This is a genomic window from Salinisphaera sp. S4-8, assembly GCF_040361235.1.
In the GTDB taxonomy this organism is placed as follows: domain Bacteria; phylum Pseudomonadota; class Gammaproteobacteria; order Nevskiales; family Salinisphaeraceae; genus Salinisphaera.
Map to the genome: position 1 here is coordinate 163,727 of NZ_APNF01000007.1, position 12,919 is coordinate 176,645.

9 protein-coding genes are annotated in these 12,919 nt (G+C 63.7%); 4 read left to right on the forward strand and 5 right to left on the reverse strand.

Annotation, left to right across the window (positions count from 1 at the left end; all coding sequences use genetic code 11):
* Positions 1-354 precede the first annotated feature (354 nt).
* Complete coding sequence (locus S4A8_RS12615; RefSeq protein WP_353220411.1) at positions 355-1,593, reverse strand: oxygenase MpaB family protein; 1,239 nt, start codon at positions 1,591-1,593, stop codon at positions 355-357.
* 74 nt (positions 1,594-1,667) lie between these two features.
* Between S4A8_RS12615 and S4A8_RS12620 the strand changes: the two genes are divergently transcribed.
* Entirely contained in the window at positions 1,668-2,279 is a 612-nt protein-coding gene (locus S4A8_RS12620; protein WP_353220412.1) for a TetR/AcrR family transcriptional regulator, read from the forward strand.
* Positions 2,280-2,347: 68 nt separating this feature from the next.
* On the opposite strand, the gene S4A8_RS12625 is transcribed toward S4A8_RS12620, so the two are convergent.
* Entirely contained in the window at positions 2,348-3,103 is a 756-nt protein-coding gene (locus S4A8_RS12625) for a DUF3750 domain-containing protein (RefSeq protein ID WP_353220413.1), read from the reverse strand.
* A 212-nt stretch (positions 3,104-3,315) separates the two neighbouring features.
* On the opposite strand from S4A8_RS12625, the gene S4A8_RS12630 reads away from it, so the two are divergent.
* The 3 genes from S4A8_RS12630 (at position 3,316) to S4A8_RS12640 (ending at position 7,093) form a co-directional block, all read left to right on the forward strand.
* The gene (locus S4A8_RS12630; RefSeq protein WP_353220414.1) at positions 3,316-4,575 is read left to right on the forward strand and encodes a diguanylate cyclase; all 1,260 of its coding nucleotides are present in this window, start codon (positions 3,316-3,318) and stop codon (positions 4,573-4,575) included.
* Positions 4,576-4,685: 110 nt separating this feature from the next.
* Positions 4,686-6,071: an oxygen-independent coproporphyrinogen III oxidase gene (gene hemN / locus S4A8_RS12635; RefSeq protein ID WP_353220415.1), complete on the forward strand. Its 1,386-nt coding sequence runs from the start codon at positions 4,686-4,688 to the stop codon at positions 6,069-6,071.
* 125 nt (positions 6,072-6,196) lie between these two features.
* Positions 6,197-7,093: a glycine betaine ABC transporter substrate-binding protein gene (locus S4A8_RS12640; protein ID WP_353220416.1), complete on the forward strand. Its 897-nt coding sequence runs from the start codon at positions 6,197-6,199 to the stop codon at positions 7,091-7,093.
* 52 nt (positions 7,094-7,145) lie between these two features.
* On the opposite strand, the gene S4A8_RS12645 is transcribed toward S4A8_RS12640, so the two are convergent.
* From S4A8_RS12645 to uca, 3 genes are all read right to left on the reverse strand, one after another.
* Positions 7,146-7,811 (reverse strand): hypothetical protein, encoded by a 666-nt coding sequence (locus S4A8_RS12645; RefSeq protein ID WP_353220417.1) that lies wholly within the window; start codon positions 7,809-7,811, stop codon positions 7,146-7,148.
* Positions 7,808-8,863 carry an isopenicillin N synthase family dioxygenase gene (locus S4A8_RS12650; RefSeq protein WP_353220418.1) on the reverse strand — a complete coding sequence of 352 codons (1,056 nt, stop codon included), beginning with the start codon at positions 8,861-8,863 and terminating at the stop codon, positions 7,808-7,810. The genes S4A8_RS12645 and S4A8_RS12650 overlap by 4 nt, the downstream gene beginning before the upstream one ends.
* 269 nt (positions 8,864-9,132) lie before the next feature.
* Positions 9,133-12,741: an urea carboxylase gene (gene uca, locus S4A8_RS12655; RefSeq protein ID WP_353220419.1), complete on the reverse strand. Its 3,609-nt coding sequence runs from the start codon at positions 12,739-12,741 to the stop codon at positions 9,133-9,135.
* Positions 12,742-12,919 lie beyond the last annotated feature (178 nt).

A 12,919-nucleotide genomic window follows, 5' to 3' on the forward strand; every position in this document is an offset into this window, starting at 1 on the left:
GATCAGCGGGATCAGGCGGGAAGGAGATAGGGGGGGCACCTCAGTATACGTAACGCTTCGCGTCTGCCGGACGCTCTAACAAGGCCGGGGCTAGATCGTGAACGGCGGATCAACAACGCCCACTCTGCGCCGATCGATGCCGGAAACGCCCATAGGCCGCAAAGCATCCGCTTTATAAATCGGCGGTCGGTCGCGAAAGTGCGTCGGCGGAAATGGTTGCCCATAGCGACGCGCGGGCCGGCGGTGCCCCGTTTTGCGCTTCATCGGGCGCAGGTGCTGGCCAGCCTGCGCCGTGCGGATTAATGCTTGGGAGGGCCCGACTTTCAAACGGGCGGCTTGGCCCGGCGGTAAGTACTAACTGAGCACCGGCCGGTGAATCCTCGGAGTGCGATCTGGAAACAGCGCCTGCAGCTGATTGAGCTGGGCATGACGGCCGGCGCGTTCGGCCCGGCGCAGCCCGCCGGGTAGCAGACGTGTTGCCGTGTGACACATGAAATTGCGGGGCGCGGCGAGCACCGGATACCAGGGCGGCATCCACGCGGGCAGGCCGAGGTCGTGCATGCCGCGGCGGCCGACGAACAGGCGTGTGAGGCTGTTTGCACGGGCCTGGATATAGCGGGCGCGTAGCTTGGCAAGGTTCGGGTAGGGGCGGGCGAGCGGTTCGTTCATTAGCGCGCGACCAAGCTGACGGCTGGATTCGTCCGGCGGTGCCTGGCTGAGCAGCAGGGCATAGAGCAGGCGCCGGCCATCCTGTTCGCTTTTCGCCAGCCAGCGTTCGTCCACGCCCATCAGCCAGCCGATGAATCGCCACAGGTGCATGACCGCATGGCCATCGGCGCCGGAAATGGGCACGCCCAATACCCGCGTGCCGAGCAGAAAGATCACGCTGAAGCCGAGCTGGGTGCTGGCCATGTCGGCCTGGTTCACCGGCAGGCCCCAGTCGCGGTTGGACCAGGCCGAATCCTGCTGCACGCTGCGGCGAATCAGCGCATGGATAAAGCGCACCTGCAACGTGTTGCGAAAGCCGACACCAAAGCGATCGAGCGCGCCGATGCCGGTACAGTCCAGCCACCAGGCCGTGGTTTCGGCGAGCCGGCGCTGGGCGCCGCGCTTGAGGCTGCCTGTGGCGACCAGCGTTTTGTTGATCGCCGATGCCTGATAGCCGCCCATGAGGGCCACATCGCGCAGGATATGCAGCCCGGTCATGCTGCTGCGCTGCGATACGCGCGCCCCGCGTTCGAGCAGTGCGTCGTCGACCCAGGCCGGGCGGTGGTCGACGTGGGCGAACAGCGTTCGCAGGCACGGCGGCGGCTGTTCGAGCGTGTCGAGCCCGTTGTCCAGCGCGGCCTGAAACAGCGCGCGCTTTTGTCGCCGGTTTTGCGCCGTGGCGTCGTCATAGAGCCAGGCCACGACGTCGTCCATGCGCGTGTCGCCCTGCATGAGCGCGTGCCCGATCGCCTGCCAGCATTCGGGCGTGGGTTCGGGATCGCCCTGGATGGTGCGTCTGATCGGCGCGGCGATGGCGCGGCTGCGTTCGCGGTCGATGCCGTGACGGCGCGGGATATCGGTGGGCGGTGCGTGGCGGTGTGGCATGCGTTGATCGGCATTGGCGAAATCACGAATCGACGCTAATGTGAGTAATTACTCATATTCAACTCGTGTTTGTGATGCGCAAGAAACCGCGTCAGGCACGCGCCCAGCGCCGTGTCGACGAACTGATCGAAGCGAGCGCGCTGGAAATCGTGGCCCGCGGGCTGGACGCGACCACCACCAACCACATCGCTGAGCGGGCCGGTGTGAGCGTCGGCTCGCTCTACCAGTATTTCGAAGACAAGTCCGATCTGGTGATTGCGCTGATCGAACGCTTGAGCAACGAGATTCTCGACGCTGTCGACGAGGCGCTCGCCGATGTGCTGGCTGCGGATACCCGTACGGCCGTTCAACAGCTGCTGGAAGCCACGCTGGCGGTGGTCGATCGCCGGCCCGCGTTGTACCTGGAGCTCATGCGCCACTGGCAGACCACCGGCGTGCTGACCGTTATCGAAGCACTGGAAGACCACACGATGGAGGTGTGTCGGCGCTATGTGCTGCGCCACCACCAGCGTTTGCAGATCGACGACCTACAGCCGGTGCTGTTCGTGATCGTTAACGCCACGCTGTTTCCGCTCATGCGCTATCTAAGCCTGGACGACCCCGGCTTCGACCGTGAAACGCTGATCGCGACGCTGAGCGACATGGTGGCCGGCTATGTGGAAACGGCTTTCGGGAGCCGCCAATGAGCCGGGCATGGGCTGCATAGCAGCGACGCAGGGCGCTGGGGCTGCGCGATGCCAGAGCGATTGCCACGTCATTGATTGGGATTGTCGGACGGCGACTGTGGCCAGCCAATACGCCCGACGCCGGGCCACTTGAGGGCCCAATCGTTCGCATCGATACCGAAGACCAGACCGAACAGATTGATCTCGATGCCTTCGTCGCGGGCAATCAGCACGCCGAGCACGCCGAACAGCGACAGCTGATAGCCGGTATCGCTGGGCGCACGCGCCAGCAGGGCGCGCCCCAGATAGTCCTTGCCGATCGCGTTGGCGGGTAGTTCCACCTGCAACGCCGGCACGCTGCGAATCAGCCAGGCGACAAAGGTATTGCTGTTGGGCCCGGGCCAGATGCGATAGGCGCGATAGGGATAGTCGCCCACGGCGGCTTCGATCTGACCGATGGCACGGGCCGCCGGTGGCCCGCGCAAATCGAGCAATAACCGGGGCATCGCGCCGGCCCAGTGGCGGTCGGGAATGCCGGTACGCGAGGCCAGCGGCGGCTGGTTCCAGAAGGCGACCTGGTGCACGGTGTAGTGCGCGGCATTGGCCGGTTTCGTGGCAACCCAGGTATGTACGGCAAACAGGCCACGCCAGCTGAACGTACGCGCCGCATAGACCTGGACGACCGCGCCTGGCTCGTCTGCCGGGCGTGGTGCCAGGCCGGCCGAGCTGCGATCGGTATCGTGCCAGCGCTGGTTCAACCGCACCGAATCGCTACCCAGCATCGCGTCCGGGCCGCTGGCCAGCAGGATGACCAGCGTCAGGCCGATCAGCAGGGCACGTTTCATCGTGGGCGCGTTGGCGGCATGCGTACAGCGGGCGCTATCGCACGCCGGTATCGCGGGGGTATCGATAAATCAGCCATCGTGATCTGTATGCCATGCCCGCCCAGCCGATGCCAGCGTAGTATTCGATGGGCGGGCGCGCGTGCTTCGCCTGTGGCTCAAGCGCCCCATCGGTGGGGCCGATAAAAGGGTATTACCCCGAGTGTTTTGCACCCATGAATCGCCCGAGCCCGCCGGGCCCGCAGAAGACGCGCTCTCCGACTGCCCGCAAGCGTTCGCAGGCTGACGCCGACCGCCACGACGCCACGGCCGATCCGCGCCTTCGCTATCGCATTTCGCGCCGGCGGGCCGAATTTCTCGATCGCGATATCGAACAGCGTTATCGACGCCATGTCGAGCGCTCTGTCGCCCGCTATGCGGGCCGTGTTTTCAAGGTCTGGGCGGTCATGTGGCTGCTTTTCGCGCTGACCGATTATTATCAGTTCGGTTTGTCGGCCACGCTCTATGCCATCTGGGCGGCCAGGCTGCTGCTGTTTTTCATATTGCTGGGCTGTGCAGCGCTGGTAGCACGCCGGCCGGCGCTGGCCACCTCGGGGGTGGTGATGACGCCGGTCACACTGCTGACGATGACCGCGTACTTCGGCCTGTATTTCGTCAGTCCGGACGAGCATATTCGCTGGCTGGCGGCGATCAGCATGGTGGTCATCGTCGAGTTGTTCGTGCTTTTACCCAACCGGGTCGTGTGTTCGATCGGCGTGGTGAGCTATACCGTGCTCGGCACGATGGTCTGCGTGGCGCTCAACATCAGCGAAACCACACCCATGCGTCTGGTTATCCTGGCCGAACTGTTAACGGTGCCGGCCGCGACGGGCTGGATGGCCGCGGTGCGTTTCGAAACCACGCGGCGTCGCGAGTTCGTGGCGCTCGAGCACGCGCGCAAGGAAATCGAGCATCGCAAGGCACTGGAAAGCCGCTTGCGTGTTCAGGCGCGTACCGATCCGTTGACCGGGGCCAGCAATCGTCGCGCCTATGCGGGGGCGGCCGAACGCGAAATTCGGACCGCGCGCCTGGCCGGCCAGGCGCTGTCGTTCGTCATGCTCGATCTCGATCACTTCAAGCAGGTTAACGACACGTATGGCCACGCGGCCGGTGATGCAGCGCTGGTGATCACCGCAGATCGCTGTCGGCAGGTACTGCGCGAGGGTGATGTCTTCGGCCGCCTCGGCGGCGAGGAATTTCTGTTCATTCTGCCCAATACCGATATCGACGAGGCCGAGCGAATCGCCCAGACCCTGCGCCGGGGCATCGCGGAGCGCGATTTCGTCAATGATGGCCAGCATTTTTCGATTACGGCCACGCTGGCCGTGACGGCCTTGCGAGAGGGTGATGAGGATCTCGACGCGGTGCTGCGCCGTGCCGACGCCATGCTCTACGAAGGCAAGGACGCCGGCCGCGATCGAGTACAGGTGGCATAAAACCCGGCTGGATACGGCATAGGCGATCACCAGAATTGATCGAGATCAAATTATGCCGGCGCCAGCGGCGCTAACCTGCGCGGCTCGTGTAGTTGCTGCGGACCTGCGTCATGAATTCAGTGCTGTCTTTCGATATGGATCTGGTGCGTCGCTATAGCGGTAGCGGCCCGCGCTATACGTCCTACCCCACGGCACCGCATTTCTCGCCGGAATTCGGCGAAGCGGCCTATCGCGAACGTGTGGCCGCGAGCAACGCTGCCGGCGGGCCCTTGTCGCTGTACCTGCACCTGCCGTTTTGTTCCAGCCCCTGTTTCTATTGCGCCTGTACGCGGGTGATCACGCGCCAGCCGCAGGTCATCGAAGCCTACGTGAGCGCATTGCGCCGCGAAATCGCTCTGCAGGGTGAACTCTACGACTCGCAGCGTACGGTGTCGCAGATGGCCTGGGGCGGCGGCACGCCCACCTATCTCAGCGCCGCCCAGATGACGGCGTTGATGACCGATCTGAATACGCACTTCGATCTCGATACGGCAGCCACGCGCGAATTCACCATGGAGATCGACCCGCGCACGGTGGATACGGATTCCATCGGCCTCATGGCCGCGCTCGGGTTCAACCGGGCCAGCCTCGGTGTGCAGGATTTCGATATCAACGTGCAGCAGGCGGTCAACCGCATCCAGTCCAAGGATCAGGTCGCCCGCGTGCTCGACGAGCTGCGCCGGGTGGGCTTTCAGTCGGTGAATTTCGATCTGATCTACGGCTTGCCGCGCCAGTCGGTCATGGGCTTCAACGCCACGCTCAGCGAAGTGATCCTGCGGCGCCCCGAGCGTATCGCGCTTTACAGCTATGCCCATATGCCGCAGCTGTTCTCGGCCCAGCGCCAGATCAGTGACGCCGATATGCCGAGTGCGGAAACCAAGCTCGCGCTCATGGCGCTGGCCATCGAACGCCTGACCGCGGCCGGGTATGTGTATATCGGCATGGATCATTTCGCGCTGCCCGACGACGAGCTCGCCGTCGCCCAGCGCGAAGGGCGGTTGTATCGCAATTTTCAGGGCTACTCGACCCACCGCGGCTGTGATCTCGTGGGTATGGGCATGAGCGCGATCTCCAGTGTGGCCGATAGTTACAGCCAGCACGGTAAAAGCATTCCGGATTACCAGCAGGCGGTCGCCGAGGGCCGGCTGCCGGTTCAGCGCGGCGTGGTTCTGACCGACGACGACCGCCTGCGCCGTGATGTCATTCAGGGCCTGATGTGCCACGACCGGCTCGAATTCGCGCCGATCGAGGCACGCCACGGCATCGTGTTCAACGACTATTTCGCGCGCGAACTCGAATCGCTACGGGCGCTGGCCGACGATGCGCTGATCCAGGTCGATGGCGACGGTATCGATATTCTCGATCGGGGCCGTCTGTTGCTGCGCCCGATCGCGATGGTCTTCGATGCCTATCTCAAACAGGCCAATACGCCGGCACGGTTTTCGCGCGTGATCTAGGTCGGGCCCCAGTCGGGGCCGCGGGCCGGCGTGGGCGGTCATCGCCTACCGGCGATTGTTGCGCTATGTCGCCATATCCCGAACACTCGGGGTCACTTCACGATAATCGCGAGTCCGCGCTACGCATGAAAACTGTGTCTCAATTCGCTGCGGCAGTCCTTGCCGTGGTCGTCATTTGTGCTGCCGGTATGGCCCAGGCCGCCCAGCCCGAGCCAATCCGTATCTACGTCGACGAATATGCCGAAGGCCAGGTGATGAGCCATGTGGCCAAAACGGTGATCGAGTCGGAATACGATGTACCGGTCGAGCTCAAGACCGTGGCTGTCGGGCCCGCCTTTCTGGGCGTGGCCAGCGACGAACGTTCGCTGTTCCTGGTCGCCTGGCTGCCGCGTACCCACGGCGATTACATGGATCGTGTGGGTGACCAGGTGGATAACCTCGGCGAGTTGTTCGATGGCGCGCGCCTGGGCTGGGCCGTGCCGGCCTATGTGCCGAAGGACAAGCTGGCCAGTATTGATGATATGAAAAAGCCCGAGGTCGTCGACAAGCTCGACGGCCGGATTCAGGGTATTTCGGCCGGCGCAGGCTTGATGCAGGTCTCCAAGGAAACCATCGACGCCTACGATCTGGACGACGACTATCGCCTGATCACCGCCAGCAGCGCGGCCATGACCGCTGCGCTCAAGCGTGCGATCGATAACAAGGAATGGATCGTGGTCACGGCCTGGAGTCCGCACTGGATGTGGAAACGCTTCGACCTGCGTTATCTCGATGATCCGAAGGGCGAACTGGGCGCGCGCGAGCATGTCGATGCGATCGCGAGCCAGGGTCTGGCTGAAAGCGAACCCGAAGTGCACGCCATGCTCAAACGCATGCACTACAGCCTCGAGCAGATCGACACCATGCTGTTGAATGCCGAGCAGACGTCCTACGAACAGGCCGCACAGACGTTCATCGACGAGCACCCGGATGTCGTCGCCCAATGGACGGGCCAGGACGAAAGCCAGGCGAGTACGCAGTAAGCGCTGCTGATGAGCGCCTCGGCATGAAAAGATATTCAGCCGGGGCGATCGCTCACGCGACGAGCGGCCGTTTTTCCTGCCAGGGCCGGGTGGATAGCCGAACCTCCCAGGTCGCGCCGCGACGCCGTACATAGCGGATATTGACCGCCATGCGCGCCTTGAGCGCGGCCGTGGTCAGCTCGGACGGCTTGGCCAGCAGATCGGGTTCGTGTTCAACCGCCGAGCCCGCGTCGATTGCCATGGCATGATCGCCATACTGCAGCCATCGGGGCAGCCCGGACGCATCGCGTTCGACGATCGGCTCCGGGCGCTCACCAACGCTGATACGTCGCCAGACTTCACGATAGATTCCGCTCGGGTGGCATTCTTCCAGGGTGTCGTCGTCGATGAAGCGCATCACGCCAATGTCCTTATCCAGACTGGGTGACAGGTCCACCAGCCGATGCCACGTGCAGAATGGACTCTGCACGCGGGTGATGCCGGCAAACGCCGTCTGCCCGGCGAGCCACTGGAGTTGATCGCGACTGCATTCGTCGAGCGAATCGATGCCGGCGAAGTCGGGCCGGTTTGCCGGTACCCGCAGATCGGCATGCCAGTCGCCGGCCTGGAGCCAGAAAACCTGGCTGTCGTCGTCGATATGCTCGGGTTCACCCTGGGCCGGTTCGGCGTAGAGCGTGCGTTGCCACAGGCCGTGATAGATAGGCGGCACGAGGCTCACGACGCAGCGTCCTCCTTGTGGCGGGCATGCTGGCCGAGCGTGCCCGCGCCGCGCGCGCCTTCGGGCAGCTCGATTTCACCGGCGGCGAGGCGTTTCTTGAGGTAGTTGAAGGTCTGGATCGTCTGCGCCCACAGATGATCGCCGGCGGCCAGCGGTTCGTAATTCGGTGTTTCGCCTTCTTTGAGCAGTTGCGGCAGCGGCGCGACCCGGGTGTGGTAGTCGGCGGCGAAGAACAGCGGAAAGCTGTAGCGTTCTTCGGCGACCTTGCGTACCCGATGCGAGGTGGCGACAAACGCGCCGTTGGTCCAGATTTCGAGCATGTCGCCAATGTTCACCACCAGCGCATCGGCGCGATAGGGCACGTCAATCCATTCACCGGCACCGTTCATGACCTCCAGGCCGGGGGCGGTCGGGCGCAGCAGGGTGAAGCACTCGTAGTCGGTATGCGCGCCGATGCCCTGGGCGTCGGTGGCGTTCGGGTCATAGGGATAGTGAATCAGACGCAGCTGGCTCGGCGGTTCGGTGACCTGGCCGAGCAGCGTGTTTTGTTCGAGTCCGAGCGCCTGTTCGAAGCCGCCCATCAATGCCCGGCCGACGTTGAACACATCCTGATAATAGGCATAGACATCGTCGGCGAAGCCGGCCAGATCGGGCCAGACGTTGGCCCCCAGCATAGCCGTGCCAGCGCGTACGTCCGGATGATCGGCTGATAGTTCGAACGACAGGTCGAAGGCTTCCTTGGCATCGGCCTTGGTTGGGTCTGGCGCTTCCTCGCCGGCCGGTACATAACCGCGATGGTTATCGGACTTGCCGATGTAGTAATCCATCTTGTAGTCGATGGGCAGTTCGAAGAAACGCCGGGTCTGATCGAACAGCGCCTGTTGGCGCGCCTCGGAAATGCCGTGGTTCACGACATAGAAAAAGCCCACATCGCGCGCCGCACGGCCGAGCTCCTCGGCCGTGGCTTGCTGTGCCGCTACGTCGTCGCCGAATAACGGCGCGATATCGATGGCGGGGACGGACTCGAAGGCGGTGGGTTGGCGGGTGGTCATATCAAACCTCTTGAGACGTTTGCGTTTTCAGGCGTAAGCGGCTGGCTATTTGGGCTTTTTCAAAACGGGTATGGCAGAGGGGAGAGTCGCCTCCAGTTTTGGGGACGCTTCGGATTGGGGTTTCGCACAGCAGTGCGACACCAAAGGGGCGACAAACTCGTGAATCGCAACGGCCCAGCGCATCAGAGTCGGCGATTCCCGGATAAAAACCGCGACGCTATCTATGCCCGTTCTGTTGGCGTTTAGTTGCGGACACATGGCTTAAACGATCAAGCATCGCCCATATCAACAATCACCACCGGCTGTCCCGCAGCCACGGCGCCGCCTTCGGCAATCGGCAAACGCGCGACAACCCCGGCCTGGCGGGCGACGATCTCGACCTCCATCTTCATGGATTCGACCAGGGCTACGACCTGGCCGTCCTCAACCGTATCGCCCTCGGCGACCTGCAGCTTCCAGAGGCTGCCGGAGACGGGGCTGTCCACACCGGCCTCGTGGGCGGCCAGCTCCGCGGTTTCGCTCACTTCGGGGGTGTGATCCTCGAAGGTGAACTGGCCGTTCGCCCGCCAGCGCGCCATTTCCTCCTGGAACGCCTGCTCGCGCTGCGCACGAAACGCGTCGATTTCGTCGCGTACGGGTTCGAGTGCGGCTTCGTGCTCGGCCAACGAAAACTGAACCGTTTCGGTCTTGAGGTCGAAACGCCCATGGATGAACTCGCGCCGAATCTCGGTGAGTTCGTCATGGCTGACTTCGTAGAAGCGCAGCTGGTCGAAAAAGCGCAGCAGCCACGGGTTTTCGAAGTGGCGGGTTTCGCGGTAACGGTTCCACATCTGCAACGTACGGCCCACGAACTGATAGCCGCCGGGGCCTTCCATGCCGTAGACGCACAGATAGGCGCCGCCGATGCCCACCGAGTTTTCGGCTGTCCAGGTACGGGCCGGGTTGTACTTGGTGGTGACCAGACGCTGGCGCGGGTCGAGCGGCGTGGCCACCGGCGCACCGAGATAGACATCGCCCAGGCCCATGACCAGATAGCGGGCGTTGAACAGGATGTTACGGATGTCCTCGTGGCTATTCAGACCGTTGATGCGTTCGATGAAATCCAGATTGCTGGGGCACCAGGGCGCATCCGGGCGTACGCTGCGCTGATATTTGTCGATGGCTTCCTGACAGGCCGGATCGTCCCAGGACAGCGGCAGGTGCACGACCCGCGATTCGACGGTGAGGTCCTCCACATCGCGTAGTTCGCGTTCGGCGCCTTCCAGATGCGCAAGCAGCGTATCGAGGGCGAGCACGTTGGGGTCGTAATGGATCTGCAGCGAACGAATGCCGGGCGTGAGTTCGGCCATGCCGTCGAGCGGATGCTCGCGCAGCCAGAGCATCCAGGCATGGGCACGAAAACGCAGGGCGATATCCAGCTGCATTTCGCCGAATTCGATCAGCAGGAATTCGTCGCCGGCGCGCCGATACACCAGCCGTTCGCCGGCCGTTGCTGCATCCAGTTCGCGCAGAATCGGGCTGTTTCGATCCTCGGCGAAGGCCGGTTTGGGCGTTTCGGCGAGCGTTTCCAGCAGGGTTTGCTGGCGCTCGTCGATCGCCCTTGCAGTGGCGAGCGTGACCGGCACGAAGCGCACGCTGTCGCCGGCGGCGAGCTGGCCGAGCTTCCAGCGTTCGGCGCGTACGGTGGTGGCCGGGCAGACGAAACCGCCCAGCGACGGGCCGTCGGGACCGAGGATCACCGGCATATCGCCGGTGAAATCGATGGTGCCGAAGGCATAGGCGTTGTCGTGAATATTCGACGGGTGCAGGCCGGCCTCGCCGCCGTCCTCGCGCGCCCATTCCGGGCGCGGACCTTTCAGGCGTACGCCGGTGCGATTGGAATTGAAATGCACTTCCCAATCGGTGGCGAATATTGTGTCGATATCGTCTTCGGTGAAGAAATCCGGCGCGCCGTGTGGGCCATAGAGCACGACGATCTCCCAGTGCCGGCCGCTCTCTTTCGGCGTGCCGTATTCGGGCTGTAGTTCTTTTGCGAGCGCTGCGGGTTTGATCGCTTCTAACGGGGCCAGCGGCAGCACGTCGCCGCTGCGCAGGGCACGGCCCGCATGGCCGCCGAACTGGCCGAGGGTGAAGGTCGAACGCGAGCCCAGATAGGCGGGGCAATCGATGCCACCCCGGATGAGCAGATAGCAGCGCGCGCCGCCCTCGATCTTGCCGAGTTTGAGTTCGGCACCTTCGGCGACATCCAGCACCTGCCAGTTTTCGACCGCCTCGCCGTCCAGGGCGGCGTCAATCGGCGGGCCGGCGAGCACGATCTGGGTGGCGCGGTTGAAGCGCAGCTGCGGGCCGGTGAGGGTGATTTCCAGCCCGGCCGCGTCGGGCGGGTTGTCCAGCAGCCGGTTACCGAGCTTGAACGACCAGTCGTCGAAGGGCCCGGACGGCGGCACGCCCACGTCCCAGTGGCCAGTACGCCCGGGCACGTCCTGGATGGTGGTCATGGTGCCGGCATCGAGCACTTCGATGGTCGGCGGCGCCCAGGCCAGATCGGCCAGCCAGCGGGTATGGATATCGGCGTTGGCAAAGTGGTCATCGCGCAGTACGTGGGCCAGCCACGTACGGTTGGTTTCTATGCCGTAGACCGCGCTTTGTTCCAGCGTTTCGGCCAGGCGGGCGCGCGCCGTATCGCGATCGGGGGCATGCACGATCACCTTGGCCAGCATCGGGTCGAACAACGGCGAGATTTCCAGCCCGGCCTCGATGGAATGATCGATACGCAGATCGTCACCGGCGGGAAAGTCGACCTGGGTGAGCAGACCGGCACTGGGGCGAAAATCCTGGTGCGGGTCTTCGGCATACAGGCGGGCCTGAATCGCATGGCCACGCGGCGCGAGATCGGCGGTGAGCGCGTCGAAATCGCCCAGCTCGCCCGCGCCGAGTCGCACCATCCAGTCGACGATATCCACGCCATAGACTTCTTCAGTCACGCCGTGCTCGACCTGCAGGCGCGTGTTCATCTCCAGAAAGAAGAAATCCTCGCGCTTCGCATCGTAGATGAATTCAACCGTGCCCGCACTGCGGTAGTTCACCGCTTCGCCCAGGCGCACGGCGGTATCGAGCAGGGATTGGCGCACGGCTTCGGGCAGCGCCGGCGCCGGGCATTCTTCCAGCACTTTCTGATTGCGGCGCTGGGTGGAACAATCGCGCTCGCCAATGGCGGCCACGCGGCCTTGGCCGTCGCCGAAGATCTGAACTTCCAGATGGCGGGCACGGGCGATATACGCCTCCACGAACACGCCGGCATCGCCGAAGTTACGCTCGCCGAGCCCGCGTACCGAGTCGAAGGCTCGGGCGAGTTCGGCCTCGGTTTCGCAGACCTGCATGCCGATGCCGCCACCGCCCGCGGTGGACTTGAGCATCACCGGATAGCCGATCCGGTCGGCCTCAGCTTTGGCTTCTTCGACGTCGTCGAGAAGCGCCGAGCCGGGCACCAGCGGTACGTTCGCGTCTTCGGCGAGCTTGCGGGCCTCGTGCTTCAGGCCAAAGGCATGCACCTGCTGCGCGGTGGGGCCGAGAAAGACAACCCCGGCCTTTTCGCAGGCCGCAATGAAGTCTTCGTTTTCCGAAAGAAAGCCATAGCCGGGATGGATCGCCTCGGCGCCGGTTTCGGCCGCGATCGCCAGCAGTCGGTCGCGGTCGAGATAGGTGTCGCTCGCGCCGCCGCTGCCCAGCGAATAGGCTTCGTCGGCTTCCTGTACGAACAGCGCGTCGCGGTCGGCTTCGGCATAGACCGCGATGGATGCCACGCCCAGCGCCTTGAGGCTGCGCTGAATACGACGGGCGATGGCGCCCCGGTTGGCGATCAGAACTTTCTTGAACATGGCTCGATTTCGCTCAGGCGCGGGTCGTCCCGCTGAAGTTCGCAAGGCCACGAGTCGTCTCGTGGCCGAAGACGGTTATCCGCAAATGAACGCTAACGAGCGCAAATAAAAGGAAGGCCTCTGTCCACAGATTTCACAGATCGCACAGATTCAGGAAGAGAAATAAAGTATTCCTTAA